Raw genomic sequence first — 15,521 nt, 5'->3', positions numbered from 1 at the left:
AACTGCCTCCGGCCTTGATCGTCAGTTCGCTGCCCGCCTCGATCACCATCTTGGCCCCGGCCTTGAGGTGGATTTCCTGGCCGGCTTTGGTCAGTTGCGCGGTGCCGAGTTTGATGTGCTGGTTTTCGCCTACGGTCAGGTGATCGTCCACCTTGGTTTCGGTCTTGCGGTCGGCGTGGGTGATGCGATGTTCTTCGGCCTTGAGTTCGGTGTAGGTGTTCTTTTCCACGGTGTCGTGGCGTTCGTGGCCGATGCGGATTTTCTGGTCGTGCTCGATGTTTTCATCCCAGTCGCGCTGGGCGTGGATGAAGATCTGTTCGGCGCCTTTTTTGTCTTCGATGCGCAGTTCGTTGTAGCCACCGCCGCCCGGCGAGCTCATGGACTTGAATACCGTGCGGGTCTTGTTCGCCGGCAGGGCGTAAGGCACCGGGTGTTCCTTGTGGTACAGGCAGCCAGTGATCAGCGGCTGGTCGGGGTCGCCTTCGAGGAAGGTCACCAGCACTTCCATGCCGATCCGCGGGATGACCAGGGCGCCGTAGCGGTCGCCGGCCCAGCTGGAGGACACGCGCAGCCAGCAGCTGGTCTTGTCGTCGGCCTTGCCTTCGCGGTCCCAGTGGAACTGCACCTTGACCCGGCCGTACTGGTCGCAGTGGATTTCTTCGCCCTTGGGCCCGGTGACCACCGCGGTCTGACTGCCCAGCACCCGCGGTTTCGGGTGGTTCAGGGCCGGACGGTAGAACACCTGCCAGGGCGTGGCGAGAAAGCGGTTACGGTAGCCCTGATGGAAGTCATCCTTGTTGTCGGTGGTGTCGCTGGTCACCGACTCTTCCAGCACCTGCGGCTGCTTGCCTTCGTGGACGATATGGGTGAGCAGCCAGAGGTCGTTCCACTCGCTGCGCGGGTGCTCGGACAGTTCCAGGAAGTGGCCGCTGACCAGTCGCGCCTGGTCGCCCCAGCCTTCGGCCTGCTGGTAGTCGGCACGGTGGCGTTCGAGGGCGCGCTGGCTGAGGAACTTGCCGCGCGCGCGGTCGGTGAAGCGGCCCGGGTAGTCGTAGTCCTCCAGGTCCGGCTCTTCGCTTTCAGCCTCGGGTTTATAGGCGGCCTCCAGTTGCAGGCGCGGTTTCTCGAAGTCGTAATCGCGTCGAGTAGTACGGCGGGTGCGGGTTTCCAGGCGCAGGTTGAAACCCTTGATCACCGGCTCGTCGGCGACCATGCCACTGCCCTGGATATAGGCGGTGGGCTGGCCGAGCTTGGGGAACACGGTCTGGTCGTCGCCGAACACCAGCAGATGGCCCTGCGGGCTGTGCTGGAAGTGGTAATGCAGGCCTTCCTCTTCGCACAGGCGCTGGATGAAATGCAGGTCGGTCTCGTCGTACTGCACGCAGTAATCGCGCTCCGGGCACGGAGTGCCGAGCTGGAACCGGTAGGCATTGCCCTGGATGCCGTGCTCTTCGAGAATCAGGGCGATGATCTTCGGTGCCGACAGCTGCTGGTAGATGCGCTGGTTGGTGCGGTGCTCGAGGTAGGCCAATTGCGGCACCAGCGACACCTTGTAGCGGGTCAGGCGCTTGCCGGCATCGCCCTGGGCCACGCGGTAGATCTGGCCGTGGATGCCACTGCCTTGCGGATCAAACGCTAGAAAAGCCTGCTTGTGCAGCAGGGTCTCCAGGTCCAGGTCGGGGTTCTCGCTGACCAGCTCCAGATCGAAACGGAACGGCTGACTGATGCCTTCGATCCCCTCGAAAGACAGCACCTGCAAGTCACCCTGGAAGTCGTCGACCGTCAGGCTGAAGTGGGTTTCATTGGAAGGATTGAACATAGCTTGCTCCCTGTTCGATGGTCATCCGTTACGCCGATGGAACCAGCGTTGCAGCCAGGACGAATCCGCGCGCATGGCATCGCGCAATGCTTGGGCAGAGATGGTGCGTTCCGCCACGTCGAAGGCCAGCGCCGCACGCAGGGCTGGCCAACAGTGTCTGGGTAGATGCCTGGGCGCCTGCAGCGAGCGGTCCAGGCGTTCGTCGCGGGCCTGGGTCGACGGCAACCGGCGATACGGGTGCTTGCCGCAGGCCAGTTCATAGATCACACAGGCCACCGCGTACAGGTCGGCACTGGCCGACAAGGCGCCGCCCTCCAGCAATTCGGGGGCGGCATAGCCGGGCGTCCAGGCGTTGAAGCGGCTGCGGCTCAGTTGCGGCAGGCCGGGAAGGATGCCCTCCTCGGCCTGGCTCAGGCCGAAGTCGAACAGCCGCACGCCGTCTTCGCAGAGCATCACGTTGCTCGGCTTCAGGTCGCCGTGCAGCACACCGCGAGCGTGGCTGTACGCCAGGGCATCGAGCAGTGGCCGCACCACATCGCGCAGCTCTTCCCACGGCAGCCCCAACGGCCGCTCGCAGAGCAGTTTGTCCAGGGTCAGGCCGCGCATCAGCTCCATGGTGATGAAGGCGCGCTGGCACTGGGTGTCCACCTCGAAGCTGTGCAGGCGCACGACGTTCGGGTGGCGCAGGCGTCGGGTCAGGGCGAACTCGCTGTAGAGCAAGGCGCTGGCATCCGGCGTCTCGGAAAATTCTTCGCTCATGACTTTGAGCGCTATATAAGGGTCGGGATCGCCGAACTGCTCATGCAGCAGGTCCCGCGCGCGGTAGACCGCGCCCATGCCACCGGCCCCGAGCAGGCGCTCGAGGCGGTAACGTCCGGCCAATACGTCCGGCAGCCCGCCCACAGGCACCACGGCCTGGGCCTTGGAACGGGGGCGGCTCCTGGAGCGGTTGCGGCCCTTGCCCTTGGCCTTGGGCGCCACGGGACGCGGCGCCTCATTGGCCTTGGCGAAGGCGAAATAGGTCAGGTTGCTGGCCTCTTCCTCGCTCATCAGGATGTTATCCAGACCGGATTTGAGATCACTCATTGGCGGATCACCACGGCTGTCAGGTTGTCCCGCGCCGAACCGCGCAGGGCGCCGTCGAACAGACGCTCCAGCGCCACCTGCGGCGAAGCCAGGCTCAAGGCATTGCCCAGCGCATCGCTGGTCAGGCCCTGGTACAGGCCGTCGCTGCACAGCAGGAAGGCATCGCCGGGGTAGACCTGCAACTCCAGCACATCCAGGGTCAGCTGCTCGCTGGCGCCCACCGCCCGGGTCAGGGCATTGGCCGCCGGATGGGCCCGCGCCTGCTCGACGCTCATCTGCTGCTCGTCGATCAGTTGCTGCTGCAGCGAATGGTCCTTGGACAGCTGGTACAGACGCTGCCCGCGCCACAGGTAACAACGACTGTCGCCGGCCCAGATGCACGCCGCGCGGTCGCCTTCGAGCAACAGCGCGACCACGGTGCTGCCCATGATGCTGTCGTGGCGCTCGGCGGTGACGGTCAACTCCTGGCCCAGGCGCCGGTTGAGCCAGTGCAGGCACTGGCGCAGGCCCTTGAGCCGCTCGTCGAAGCTGTCTTGCGCCGGCAACTCGGCCAGGCTGGCGACGATCAACTGGCTAGCGATGTCGCCACCCTGATGCCCGCCCATGCCGTCCGCGACCACCCAGAGCCCCTGCTCCGGACAGTCGAGGAAGGCATCTTCGTTGCGCGCCCGAACCTTGCCCGGGTCGGTGCGCGCAGCGCTGCGCCAGGTACTGGCAACCAGCATCAGAGCTGCACCGGCATGCGGAAGGTACGCAGCACACCCATGTCGAACGGGTTCGGCGTGCGCTGGCTCATCAGCAGGTAGTTGGCGCGCAGGCCGCCCAGGTCGGCCTTGAGCACCAGCACGTCACGGCCGGTCAGGTACTCGGTCTGCATCAGGTCGAACAGACGGAACAGCGACCAGGGGCCGGTGTTCTTTTCGATACCCACCGGGCGCCCGGCCATCTTGTCCAGCACCAGGCTGGTGCGGCCGTCTTCGGCATCGGTCGGCCACTTGAAGGACACCGGCACGATCGGGCCGTGGCGGTATTCCATGGTCTTGTCGCCGAAACGGAACTCGGAACGGCTCACCGCCGGGTCCAGGGTGTAGGGCTCCAGCTTGAACTGCACCTGCGGCTCCGCCGGGTTCTCCGAGAAGAAGCTCTGGCGGATCACCTGGGCCGCGGCCATCTGGTCGAGGTAGACCTTGGACATCGGCAGGCTGTGGCCGTCGATGCTGCGCAGGCGGTAGTTGCCCGGATCGCCGCTGACGAAAGGCCGCATGTAGTTTTCGAAGAAGCGGTCGGCGATGCCCTGGGCCTTGAAGAACTCGCGGAAGTCGCTGATGGCGACATCGCTGGTGCTGTGGGCGCTGAACGGATAGCGCTTGCTGATGGCCTTGCCGTAGAAGCTGTACAGCTCGCTCTGATAACGCTGGTTCAGGTACTGGTAGGAGTCGTTGAGCACCAGGCGCCAGGTGTCTTCCGCCAGCACGTTGAACCACACGCTCACCGGACGCGGCAGGCGCACCGAGGCGTTGCGCAGGTTGCTCAGGGCATCGCGCTGGCCGCTCATGCGGGTCTTGGCCATCTCGAACGCCGCCTGCTCGGGCGCGCTGGCACGGGCCAGGCCGGCCAGTTGCAGTTGCAGGTCGTTCAGCGCTTGCAGCGCCGGCGTCAGGTCCGCCGCCGGGCCGTTGTTGTCGTCCAGCAGGCGGTGCAGCGGTTCGAAGCGACGTTGCAGCGACTTCTTCGCGGTGTCCGGCAGGTTCTTGGCCAAAGCTTCCTGGGCCTTGCCCGCGGCAGCCGCCGCGACCTTGCCCAGCGCCCCGCCCTTCTCCGCGGCTTTATCCGCCGCGGCGGTCACGTCTTCGGCGCTTTCGGCGATGGCCTGGAAGCGGGTGTTCTCACGCACTTCCACCAACAGTTGCAGCACCGGCGAGTTGGCCGAGGTCAGGCCGGCGACCTGATCGGCGCCTTCGCCGGCATCGTTGAACGGCTGCAGGCCGACCTGGCCCACCGCTTCGCTCCAGAAGTTGGCGTAGTCGCGGAAGTACAGCTGCTCCAGCTCCACCATCAGGCGGCGCAGGTCCATGCCGCTGATGCCGCTGCCTTCGCCCAGCACCCAGTTGTCACGCAGGATATCGGTGACCAGCGCCGTGCCCTGGACCGAGAAATACTGCTGGTAACCCTGCTGGGTGTAGAAGCCCGGGATCGCGTAGTCGGTGCCGACGAACAGGCTGCCCTGCGGCCCCAGGTGCTGGCTCAGGCGGTACTCCGGCAGGCTCCGCGCCTGTTCGCGCAGCACGCGGTAGACCACGTTGGCCAGCGACTCGCTGCGCAGCACCTGGCGCGCCTGGGCCACCAGCGTGTCGTTGAGCGGGTAGCTGAACGGCAGCTTGAGCAGGCGTTCGAAGTGCGCGTTCAGGCCGTTCTGCACCGCGGTGTTGCCGGCGTAGCGCGTCGACCAGTCGCTGGCCACCCAATCCTTGAGCCAGGACGGATCGCGACGGTCCTGCATGTTCAGCATCAGGTACGCCCGCAGGCTGTTGAGCAGGCGGTCGCGGTCGCGCATGTTGCCGCGGATCTGCCCTTCGAGCATCTGCGCCACCCGTGGCAACAGCTGCGCTTGCAGCTCACGCTCGTAGGCACTGAGCACCACCGGGTTGCTTTCCTCGCCCTGGTACAGGCCGACCCGCTCGTGCAGCGAGACGTCGCCCTTGGCCGGGAACACCTTGGTGGCTTCGAAGCTGGTGTCGAGGGTCTTGAGCGCCGCCATCGCGTCGTCGCGGGCGGTCAGCGCCGTGCGCTGCTGGTTCCAGTTCTGCGCCAGGGAGCGCAGGTTTTCCAGGCGCTCGTAGTTGGCGGAAAAACCGCCGGCCCAGAGCAGGCCGAACAAGGCCAGGGCCACCAGCGCGCCAACGTACAGCGCACGCTGGCCCCAATGGATGCGATTGCGCTCGCGCTTGTCCAGGCCAGCCAGGTCGGCCTCGGGGAAAATCACCCGGCTCAGCAGGTGGTGAATGAAGCGCGAACGGCCGCTGCGCAGGGTCGGCAGCACGCCGGCCGCCATGCCCAGGCTGGCGCCGATGCTGGCGGTGTCGGGGTCGAGCTTTTCGGTCAGGTGCGGCGCGCTGGTCAGGTAGAAACCGCGCAGCTGGCTGGCCCGCTGGTAGCGGTTGCCGGTGAACGCCATGTCGACGAACAGGCACAGGTGCTCGCCGATCTGGCCCAACTGGTGCGGGAAGTCGAGGATGCGGCCACGGCGCTGGGTGTCGCGCTCCTGGTGCATGCGCATGATCACCTGGCTGTTCAGGCGCCGCAGCAGCTCTTCGAACTCCTGGCGCAGCACAGCGACGTCGGTGCCGTTCTGTTCCTTGCGGAAGCTGGTGCCGAGCACCTGGTCGCTTTCCTCGCGGCTCAGCTGGTCGAAGAACTCGTCGAAGCCCAGCAACTGGTCGGCCTTGCTCAGCACCAGGTACACCGGCACATCGACATGCAGCTTCTGGTGCACGTCCTGCAGGCGCGCGCGGACCTGGCGCGCCAGGGTCTCGAGATCCTGCTCGTTGCCGCTCAGCAGCAGCTCCACCGGAATGGTCACCAGCACGCCATTGAGCGGACGCCCGCGACGGCGCTTGCGCAGCAGGTTGAGCAAGGTGCTCCAGGCGCTGGCGTCGACTTCCGCGTCAGGCTGGGTCAGGTAGCGGCCGGCGGTGTCGATCAGCACGCCGTGGTCAGCGAAGTACCAGTCGCAATGCCGGGTGCCGACGGTGTCGCGGGTCAGCTTGCGGTCGATCTTGTTGATCGGGAACTCAAGGCCCGAGAAGTCCAGCAGGCTGGTCTTGCCGCTGCTCTGCGGACCGATCAGCAGGTACCAGGGCAGGTCGTTGCGCCAGCGCTCGCTGCGCCCGCGGTACAGGCTGGAGGTCTTGAGGGTGCGCATGGCTTCCTTGAAGCGGCTGCGCAGCTCTTTCTGTTCCTCGTCGATCAGCTCTTCGCGGCGCAGGCGTTCCTGGCCGTCTTCGCTGTCTTCCATTTCTTTCTTGCGGACCCCGGCGCGCCAGCTGACGAAGACCATGGTCAGGCCCCAGATCAGGAACAGCACGCTGATGGTCAGCAGGCGCGAGGTCGCGCTTTCCCAGAACTTGTAGTCGTTGACCGCCAGCAGCGGCCCGACGAACCACACCAGCAGTGCCACGAACAGCACCAGCAACAGCGTCCAGACCCACGTCTTGCGCAGGAAGGCGCCGACTTTCTTGAAGAAGTTTTTCATCACACGTCCCTGTATTACGGCTGGGGCTGGACCACGGCCGGGTCAAGCTGCTGATAAGGTTGCAGAACGGTCTCGCGCTGCTCGCCCAGAACCCAGGCGAACCCCGAATACATCACCACCAGGCAGACCACCGTGAACAGCGCGACCATCCACCACGGCACGATGCGTACCAGGCTGCGGCGCTTGTCGTGCAAGCCTTCCCAGTGTGGCGACAGCTCGCGCGGCACGTCGCCACGCAGCTGACGGATCTGCCGGTACAGCGCATCGCGAATGCCTTCGAGTTCGAGCATGCCGCGGGCCATGACCCGGTACTTGCCCTCGAAGCCCAGCGACAGGCACAAGTACATCAGCTCCAGCATCGGCAGGTGCTTGACCGGGTTCTTCGACAGCCGGTCCAGCAGCTGGAAGAACTTCTCGCCACCAAAGGTCTCGTTGTGGAAGCTGCTGAGCAGGCTCATCTGCGACCACTCACTTTCATTGCCCCACGGGGTGGTGACCACCGCCTCGTCGACCACGGTGCACAGCACGTAGCGGGCGGCCATGACCTGGCTGCTTTCGGCACCGTTGTGCAGGGCGCGCACCTCGAACAGCTTCAGGGCCGAGGTCAGGCGCTCGTTGAGCGCGTACAGGTCTTCGCGGGTGTCGCTGTGCTTGAGGCGCACCACTTCCGACAACAGATCCGAGGCCGCCGCCACCAGCGCGTTCAGGCTGATGTTGAAGGCCTCGGCCGGGCGCAGGCGCGCGGCGTAGATCATCCGTTCTTCCAGTTGCTCGAAGCGCGGCGGCGCGGCGAAATCGGTCAGCGGACTCTGCGCCGGGCCATGGCCCTGGCGATCGAGCAGGACGGTCTTGTCGTCCTGGTTGTGTTCCATGTCCTTGATCATGTCGGTCAGTTCCTGATGGCCCAGAATTTCAGTTCAAGCTCGGCGAATTCGCCGGACACGTGGAAGGCGAAACCGCCGGAACGCTCCAGTTGCGCCAGGTCTTCGGAACTGAGTTCGAGGATGAAATAAGTTTTGTTGGAGTGGAACGCGATCTGCCGTGGCGCCACCGGCAAGGGTTTGACCTTGATCCCCGGCAGGTGCAGGTTGACCAGCTGGCGAATCCGCTCCACCGGGCCGACCTTGAGGTGCGCCGGCAAGCGATGGCGCAGTTCTTCGGAGTCGCAGTTGGCACTGGCGGCCAGGACGAACGAGGCCGACCCCAGCAGCTTGTGGTCGTGCAACGGCGACACGATGATCCCGTACTGACGCGCCTGCAGCACCAGCTCGATGGCGTGCTGTTCGAGCACCATCGACAGCACCTGGCGGATCGCGTCCATCAACTTGCGAAAGCTCGCGCCCTGGTCGCTGTGCTGGTAGCGGCTGTCCAGGCGCGGGCGCTTGCTGTCGCTGGCGAAGGTCGCCAGATCGCCGAGCATGGTCAGCAGCGTGCGGTACAGCTCTTCCGGGTGCACCTGCTCCAGGCCCAGGTAGTGGCGCAGCAGCAGCTCGGTGCGGTTGATCAGTTGCAGCATCATGAAGTCACCGACTTCGGCGCCGCCAACCTTGCCGTTGGAACGGATCCGGTCGGCAATGGTGTCGCCACGGTGGCTGAGCATGCTGATCACTTCTTTCAGGCACGACAGCAGGTAGCTCGAGGCATGGGCGTGGATGAAGGTCGGCACGAAGTCCGGGTCGAGGCTGATCACCCCGTCGGGCGTGGTGTCGAGGACTTCGCAGAGCTTGAGCTTCACATAGGCCTGGTCGCTCTGTTGCTCGCCCAGCAGCAGGCGGAAGTCCGGCCGGGCGCAGCTGACCTGGCTGCTGGAATCGTCGCCGGCGTTGGAGTCGGCCACTTCCGCCTCGTAGGCGGTGTAGCGCGCCAGCACATCGGACTGCTCCGGACGGCGCGCCTCGATGTGGTTGCCGGTCACCAGCGGCAAGGCCAGGTACACCGGGGTGTTGCCGGTGTTCGGCGGCACGTCGAGGGCCAGCGGCTCGGTGTTGCCGCCCAGTTCGAACAGGCTGCCGTCGGGCAGGATGCCGGAGGCCTGGCTGATCACCAGCTTGCCCATGTTGAGGAACTGCAGGTCGATCTCCAGGCTCAGGAATCCCCAGGAATAACTGCCCAGCAACTGGGTGCGGGTTTTCATCTGGTAGTCGTAGTAGCGATCGTTGTGCTGGAAGTGCTGCGGGCGCAGCAACATGCCTTCCTGCCAAATGACTTTATGCACGTTCATGATTACTTGTCCGCCTTGGCGAGCGTTGCGTTGCTGGTGCGGATACCGGCCTGGTCGAGGGTCAGATCGGCTTCGGTCAGCTCCACCGGAGTGAGCTGCACCACATAGCGCCACTGGGCTTCGGAGATATCGCGGTAGGCCGCCAGCACGCCGACGTAGCGGCTGCCTTCTTCGACGCTGAGCTTGAGTTCCACGGTTTCACCCGGGCGCAGTTCCAGTTCTTCGCTGGCCACCATGTCCGGGGCCAGGGACTCCTTGGCGCGCTCGTAGAGGCTGAAGAAATCGGCGTTCTCGAAGGCCACCGGATGCTTGAGCTCGATCAGCCGCACCACGATCGGCGACGGGCGACCGTTGAGGTCCGGGTTGAGCTGGTCGCTGGCGGTCAGCTTGAGGTTGAGCTTGGTCATGGTCGAGTACGGCGACAGCGACGAGCAGCCGGCCAGTAGCGCCAGGGCGGTCAGCATGGCTAGCGTCTTGAGTAACAGGGTCGAGCAGCGAGACATGCGCATCATCCTTGGTGTTCGGTGTGAAGGGTGGAGATCAGGCGGATCTGTTCTTCGTAGGCCTGGGCGAAGTCACGGGCCAGCAGGCGTTCGCTCCAGTCATCGTCCTGACGCAGGGCCTGGTGATAGCGGTTGTAGGCTCTCCAGCGGCTGCCGGAGGTGGCCAGCAACGGCTTGTTGTCGCGCTCGAAACGCAGGGTCAGCTGCTGCGGCGAGAAATGCTCGAGGGTGCCGCGCACGGCCGCGCGGCTGGCGGTCAGCAGCGCCACCTGGTGCGCCTGCAGATCGCGGAAGGCGCGGGAAATCGCCTGCTCGGCCGGCAGCTGGCCGGGCTTGTTGCCTTGCAGCAGGATGCCCAGCGCTTCGCTGGCGTCCACGGCGAACTTCAGTGGGTTCTTGCTGCCGCCCTGGGCGGTGGTCAGGGCCAGGCGCAGTTCGTTTTTCAGCTCGCTGCGGGTGCGCAGGCTCTGCTGCAGGCCACCGATGCTTTGCTTGAGCAGGCGCGCGGCATCGATTGCCAGGGCTTCGCGGGCGTCGTGATCGAGGCCTTTGAGGTCCACCCCCAGCGCCGCGCCGAAATGCTCCCAGAAGCCTTCGCTCTGGCGTTCCACCGGGGCCGGCTCGACGGCGACCGGCGCCTCGGGCTGTGCCACCAGTTCCGGCACCAGCAGGCTTTCCATGTCGATCCGCGCATAGTCCGCGCGCTGGCGTGGTTCCTGGCGCGGCGTGTTGAGCGCGGTCAGTTCGTCGATTTCCGAATACACCCGCTCCTGCTGGTCCAGCGCGTTGAGCGGGTCAAGGTCGAGGAAGGCGTCATCGGGAATGATGCTGCCAGCGGCCTGCGGACGCCCGACTTCGGCGTCGAAGGTCGCCGGATCGCGCACCAGGCGCGCACGGATCTCGAAATCCCCCAGCACATAGACGCTGCCGTGCTCGATACGCTGGGGCTCGCCCTTGCGCAGGCGCGCGCCGCTGTCACTGGCCTGGATACCGTTGCTGCTGGTATCGGTGAGGAAGAACGTACCGTCGCGGTAGCTGACGATCGCGTGGTGATTGGACAGGTGACGCTTGCGGTCCGGAATGATCCAGTCGCAATCCTCGCCCCGCCCGATCACCCCGCCGGCCTGCTTGAAGGTTTTGCTGCTCAACTCCGTGGGCACGAACTGCTTGGTGTTCAGCATTTCGAAAACCAGTTCCATGATGATGCTCCTTGCGGTCACTTGCCGCGATTGACCGCCTGCGGATCACCCAATGGGCGATAGGTGTTGTCGTTGAATTTGTAATTGCCGCTACAGCCGCCGAGGCCGCTGAGAACGATCAGAGCCAGCAGGGCGGCTTGCCAGTGACGAACAGACATCAGAGGATCTCCATGGGTAGACAATGCACAAAGCGCCGACCCTTGCGGGCGACGCTTGGCGAAACGAAAAAGGCGCTGGGGAAAGTCATGTCGCGCTAACCCTCGAAGTCGCCAAGATTGATGTTCAGCCGCCCGAGGCGGTACAGCAGCGTGCGCCTGGGCAACCCCAGCTCGCGGGCCGCGAGGGTTTGGTTGCCATCGTTCTTGCGCAGGCAATCGAGCAGCAGATGACGCTCGACCTTCTCCAGGCGTTCGCGCAGGTTCAGCCCGGGTTCCTCCGGCAACGCTTCGATGCTCAGGGAGAAATGCTCGGCCAGCAGCTCGCCGCCTTCGCACAGCAGCACCGCCCGCTCCACCAGGCCCTTGAGCTCGCGCACGTTGCCCGGGAAGGTGTAGCCCGAGAGGTGATTGAGGGCGGTTTCCGACCAACTCACCGGGTCGCGCTGGAGGAAGGCGCAGGCCTTGTCGGCGAAGTGCCGGGCCAGGTCGAGGATGTCGCCTTCGCGCTGGCGCAGGGCCGGCAACTCGATCGGGAACTGCGCCAGGCGGTAGTACAGGTCCTCGCGGAACTTGCCCTCGCTGACCAGCACCGCCAGGTCGCGGTGGGTCGCGGCGATGATGCGCACGTCGATCTTGTGGGTGTCGTTGGAACCCAGCGGACGGATCTCGCCCTCCTGCAGCACGCGCAGCAGCTTGGCCTGCAGGGACAGCGGCATGTCGCCGATTTCGTCCAGCAACAGGGTGCCGCCATTGGCCGCGTCGAACAGCCCCGGACGGTCGCGATCGGCGCCGGTGAAGGCGCCCTTGCGGTAGCCGAACAGCTCACTCTCCAGCAGGTTCTCCGGGAACGCCGCGCAGTTCTGCACGATGAACGCCTGGGAGCGCCGCGGGCCGTAGTCGTGGATGGCCCGCGCCACCACTTCCTTGCCGGTACCGGTCTCGCCACGCAGCAATACGGTGTAGGGGCTGTGCAGCACCTTGCTGATCAACTGGTAGGTCTGGCGCATGGCCGTGCTGTTGCCGATCAACCCGTAGCCGCTGGCGCTGACCGGGGTGCTGGCCACAGGCGCCGCGTCGCCCACCGGACGCCGCAGGCGTTGCAGCAGATGCAGTTGCCCAAGCACAAACGAGCCCAGCTGGCCCATGGAATCGGCGAAGCCCTGCAGGTCGATATGTTCGCGACTGGCGCACAGCAGCAGGCCCTCGACAGCCTTTTGCGTGTTCACCAGCGGCACGCACAACAGCGACTGCCAGGGCGTGTCCCGGGCCGGCAGGAAACTCGTTTCGTGCAGGCTGCCGCTCAGCCCCACCAGGCTCACCACGCGGTTCTGGCACAGGGCGAACTGCAGCAACTGCTCACCGTTGTAGTCCGCCGGCAGGCTCGCCGCTTCCCGCGGTTGCAGGATGCCGCCCAGGCATTCGGCGCTAAGGCCGAGCCGGGTATGAGTGGCATCGAGCAGGTACAGCTGGCTCAGTTCGCAACCGCTGAGCCCGGCCACGCCGCGCACGAAATCGCCCAGCAGCGCGCCACCGTCGGCCGCCCGCGACAGGCTGGCGAACTGCGCCAGCAGCGCCTCGGCGTAGATCAGCGGTTGCGGTACACGAGTGAACATCACACCCACCTCAGGCGAACTCGCAGGTCACGCCGCCGCTGCTGTCGAGCGTCGCGTGCACGCGCTTGAGGTTCTCGCCGGTGGCCATGGCGTCCAGCAGGCGGTCGGCCACCAGCGGCAGTACGTGCAGGTCGAGCAGATGGTCGATCAGGCGCGCGCCGCTTTCGCTCTGGGTGCAGCGCTCGGCCAGATGGTCGACCAGGTTCTGGCAGTGAGTGAAATCCAGCTGGCGACGGTTCAGGCGTTCACCTAAACGGCCCAGCTTGATTTCGATCAGTTCGCGCAGCACCGGGCCGCCCACCGGGTAGTACGGCACCACACGCATGCGCGCCAGCAGCGCCGGCTTGAAGTGCTTGCTGAGCACCGGGCGGATGGTCTCTTCCAGGGTCTCGGCGCTCGGCCGCTCGCCGTTCTCGCACAGCGCACTGATGCGGTCGCTGGCCAGGTTCGAGGTCATCAGGATCAGGGTGTTGCGGAAGTCGATCTCGCGCCCTTCGCCGTCGTTGGCTACGCCTTTATCGAAGATCTGATAGAACAGGTTGAGCACGTCCGGGTCGGCTTTCTCGACCTCGTCGAGCAGAATCACCGAATAGGGTTTCTGCCGCACCGCCTCGGTGAGCATGCCGCCTTCGCCGTAGCCGACGTAGCCTGGAGGCGCGCCGATCAGGCGCGACACGGTGTGCTTCTCCTGGAACTCGGACATGTTGATGGTGGTGATGAAGCGATCGCCGCCGTACAGCAGGTCGGCCAGGGCCAGGGCGGTTTCGGTCTTGCCGACGCCGCTCGGGCCCACCAGCAGGAACACGCCCACCGGCGCGTCCGGCTTGTTCAGGCCAGCGGCGGTGGCGCGCATCGAGCGGTCCAGCGCATGCACCGCCTGCTCCTGACCACGAATGCGCGCGCGCAGGTCGCTGGCGAAACTCGCGACCTTGGCGTTGTGCTCGCGGGCCAGTTGCGTCAGCGGCACGCCGGTCCAGGCACTGATCACTTCGGCCACCAGGCGCGGACAGACTTCGAAGCTGACCAGGCGCTCCTGGCTCTGGGCATCGCTCAGGGCGCGATGGGTTTCGTTGAGCGCGGCTTCCAGTGCCTCGACGCTCTGTCCTTCTTCCACTTCAGCGGCAAGGGTTTCGATCACCGTGCCTTCGGCGTCTTCTTCCACCGACACCCGCGGCGGCTGGTTGGCCGCATCGCGGGCCTTGGCCAGTTGCTGGCGCAGTTCGAGCAGGCGCTCGGCCAGGGTGCGCTGTTCGCTCCACAGGGTTTCCAGGGCTTGTTGCTCGGCCTCGGCTTCGGCCAGGCGGGCCTCCAGTGCGTCCAGTGCTTCCTGGTCGATCACCAGGCCGGCTTCGGCATCGCGGCGCAACGCCTGACGCTGACGGCCGCCTTCGGCCAGCTCGCCACGCAGGCGCTCCAGGCTCTCCGGCGCCGCGGCCAGGCTGATGCGCACCCGGGCACAGGCGGTGTCGAGCACGTCCACCGCCTTGTCCGGCAGCTGGCGGCCGGCCAGGTAGCGGGCCGACAGTTCGGCCGCGGCCACCACCGCGTCGTCGCGCAGGTAGATACCGTGGCTCTTCTCATAGACCTGGGCCAGGCCACGCAGGATGGTCACCGCCTCGCTGACGGTCGGTTCATGCAACTGCACCGGCTGGAAGCGACGGGCCAGGGCCGGGTCTTTCTCGAAGTACTTCTTGTACTCGGCCCAGGTGGTGGCGGCGATGGTGCGCAGCTCGCCACGGGCCAGGGCTGGCTTGAGCAGGTTGGCCGCGTCGGAACCGCCCGCGTTGCCACCGGCGCCGATCAGGGTGTGGGCTTCGTCGATAAACAGAATGATCGGCTTAGGCGAAGCCTTGACCTCGTCGATCACACCCTTGAGGCGGCGCTCGAACTCGCCCTTCACGCTGGCGCCCGCTTGCAGCAGGCCCATGTCCAGCGACAGCAGCTCGACGCCCTTGAGCACTTGCGGCACTTCACCGGCGGCGATGCGCGAGGCCAGGCCTTCGACCACCGCGGTCTTACCGACACCGGCTTCGCCGACCACGATCGGGTTGTTCTTGCGGCGACGGGCAAGGATGTCGACCATCTGGCGGATCGCGCTATCGCGGCACAGCACCGGGTCGAGCTTGCCCTCGCGCGCCTGCTGGGTCAGGTTGTGGGTGAAGCGCTGCAACAGCGATTCGCCCGGCGCCGCCGGCTTGCCGCTGGCCGGCTCTTCCTTCTGCGACAGGGCGAAATCCTTCAGGCGCTCGATGTTCAGCTTGGCCAGCAATGGCTGGTAGCGGCTACCGGCGTAACGCATCGGGTTGCGCAGCAGCGCGAGAATCAGCGCCGCCTGCTCGACCTGGCTCTGGCCCAGTTCGAGGTTGGCCACCAGCAAGGCGTCCTGCAGCCACTGCACCAGCTCCGGGGCGAACACCGGGTTGCGCGAGGCGCTGTGCTCGACCCGCGATTGCAACGCCGCGCTCAGCTCGCCGGCATCCACTTCGGCGTCCTGCAACGCGCGTGCGAGCAGGCCTTGCGGGCGCTCCAGCAAGCCCAACAGCAGGTCTTCGACCAGGATCTTGCTGCCGCCCCGGGCGACGCAGCGTTCAGCGGAGCTTTCCAGGTCACGGCGGGTTTCGGCGTCCAGCGCCTGGATCAGTTGCTGCAGGTCTACGTTGATCATGTCAT

11 protein-coding genes are annotated in these 15,521 nt (G+C 65.8%); all 11 read right to left on the bottom strand.

The window, feature by feature from the left end; translation table 11 throughout:
• Positions 1 to 1,819: type VI secretion system tip protein VgrG (locus tag J4E58_RS08940; protein WP_207255312.1), on the bottom strand; the 1,819-nt coding region annotated here is incomplete at its 3' end.
• A 21-nt stretch (positions 1,820 to 1,840) separates the two neighbouring features.
• Positions 1,841 to 2,905: a serine/threonine-protein kinase gene (locus J4E58_RS08935; protein ID WP_087087513.1), complete on the bottom strand. Its 1,065-nt coding sequence runs from the start codon at positions 2,903 to 2,905 to the stop codon at positions 1,841 to 1,843.
• A complete protein-coding gene (locus tag J4E58_RS08930; protein ID WP_007930264.1) occupies positions 2,902 to 3,630 on the bottom strand; it encodes a PP2C family serine/threonine-protein phosphatase in 729 nt (242 codons plus the stop codon). The genes J4E58_RS08935 and J4E58_RS08930 overlap by 4 nt, the downstream gene beginning before the upstream one ends.
• Positions 3,630 to 7,157, bottom strand: coding sequence for a type VI secretion system membrane subunit TssM (gene tssM, locus J4E58_RS08925; protein WP_009046206.1), 3,528 nt, complete (start codon positions 7,155 to 7,157; stop codon positions 3,630 to 3,632). Before tssM ends, J4E58_RS08930 begins: the two co-directional genes overlap by 1 nt.
• Before the next feature lie 14 nt (positions 7,158 to 7,171).
• Positions 7,172 to 8,041, bottom strand: a complete 870-nt coding sequence (gene icmH, locus J4E58_RS08920) for a type IVB secretion system protein IcmH/DotU (RefSeq protein WP_007930266.1) — start codon at positions 8,039 to 8,041, stop codon at positions 7,172 to 7,174.
• A 5-nt stretch (positions 8,042 to 8,046) separates the two neighbouring features.
• The gene (gene tssK / locus J4E58_RS08915; RefSeq protein WP_087087511.1) at positions 8,047 to 9,378 is read right to left on the bottom strand and encodes a type VI secretion system baseplate subunit TssK; all 1,332 of its coding nucleotides are present in this window, start codon (positions 9,376 to 9,378) and stop codon (positions 8,047 to 8,049) included.
• A 2-nt stretch (positions 9,379 to 9,380) separates the two neighbouring features.
• Positions 9,381 to 9,881: a type VI secretion system lipoprotein TssJ gene (gene tssJ / locus J4E58_RS08910; RefSeq protein ID WP_007930268.1), complete on the bottom strand. Its 501-nt coding sequence runs from the start codon at positions 9,879 to 9,881 to the stop codon at positions 9,381 to 9,383.
• 5 nt (positions 9,882 to 9,886) lie between these two features.
• The gene (gene tagH, locus J4E58_RS08905) at positions 9,887 to 11,080 is read right to left on the bottom strand and encodes a type VI secretion system-associated FHA domain protein TagH (RefSeq protein WP_087087509.1); all 1,194 of its coding nucleotides are present in this window, start codon (positions 11,078 to 11,080) and stop codon (positions 9,887 to 9,889) included.
• A gap of 17 nt (positions 11,081 to 11,097) precedes the next feature.
• The gene (locus J4E58_RS08900) at positions 11,098 to 11,238 is read right to left on the bottom strand and encodes a hypothetical protein (protein WP_007930271.1); all 141 of its coding nucleotides are present in this window, start codon (positions 11,236 to 11,238) and stop codon (positions 11,098 to 11,100) included.
• 95 nt (positions 11,239 to 11,333) lie between these two features.
• Positions 11,334 to 12,851, bottom strand: coding sequence for a sigma-54-dependent Fis family transcriptional regulator (locus J4E58_RS08895; protein ID WP_085532817.1), 1,518 nt, complete (start codon positions 12,849 to 12,851; stop codon positions 11,334 to 11,336).
• Positions 12,852 to 12,861: 10 nt separating this feature from the next.
• Entirely contained in the window at positions 12,862 to 15,516 is a 2,655-nt protein-coding gene (gene tssH / locus J4E58_RS08890) for a type VI secretion system ATPase TssH (protein ID WP_087087507.1), read from the bottom strand.
• Between the last annotated feature and the right edge of the window lie 5 nt (positions 15,517 to 15,521).

Origin of the sequence: Pseudomonas sp. FW305-25 (assembly GCF_017351415.1) — a bacterium.
GTDB lineage: Bacteria > Pseudomonadota > Gammaproteobacteria > Pseudomonadales > Pseudomonadaceae > Aquipseudomonas > Aquipseudomonas chlororaphis.
This window is presented reverse-complemented; position numbering and strand designations above follow the sequence as displayed.

Excerpts from the sequence above, each read along its gene's own strand:
- tssH (WP_087087507.1), bottom strand. The coding sequence starts at position 15,516 with ATGATCAACGTAGACCTGCAGCAACTGATCCAGGCGCTGGACGCCGAA.
- tssJ (WP_007930268.1), bottom strand. The coding sequence starts at position 9,881 with ATGTCTCGCTGCTCGACCCTGTTACTCAAGACGCTAGCCATGCTGACC.
- tssK (WP_087087511.1), bottom strand. The coding sequence starts at position 9,378 with ATGAACGTGCATAAAGTCATTTGGCAGGAAGGCATGTTGCTGCGCCCG.
- J4E58_RS08895 (WP_085532817.1), bottom strand. The coding sequence starts at position 12,851 with ATGTTCACTCGTGTACCGCAACCGCTGATCTACGCCGAGGCGCTGCTG.
- J4E58_RS08935 (WP_087087513.1), bottom strand. The coding sequence starts at position 2,905 with ATGAGTGATCTCAAATCCGGTCTGGATAACATCCTGATGAGCGAGGAA.
- tagH (WP_087087509.1), bottom strand. The coding sequence starts at position 11,080 with ATGGAACTGGTTTTCGAAATGCTGAACACCAAGCAGTTCGTGCCCACG.
- tssM (WP_009046206.1), bottom strand. The coding sequence starts at position 7,157 with ATGAAAAACTTCTTCAAGAAAGTCGGCGCCTTCCTGCGCAAGACGTGG.
- icmH (WP_007930266.1), bottom strand. The coding sequence starts at position 8,041 with ATGATCAAGGACATGGAACACAACCAGGACGACAAGACCGTCCTGCTC.
- J4E58_RS08930 (WP_007930264.1), bottom strand. The coding sequence starts at position 3,630 with ATGCTGGTTGCCAGTACCTGGCGCAGCGCTGCGCGCACCGACCCGGGC.
- J4E58_RS08900 (WP_007930271.1), bottom strand. The coding sequence starts at position 11,238 with ATGTCTGTTCGTCACTGGCAAGCCGCCCTGCTGGCTCTGATCGTTCTC.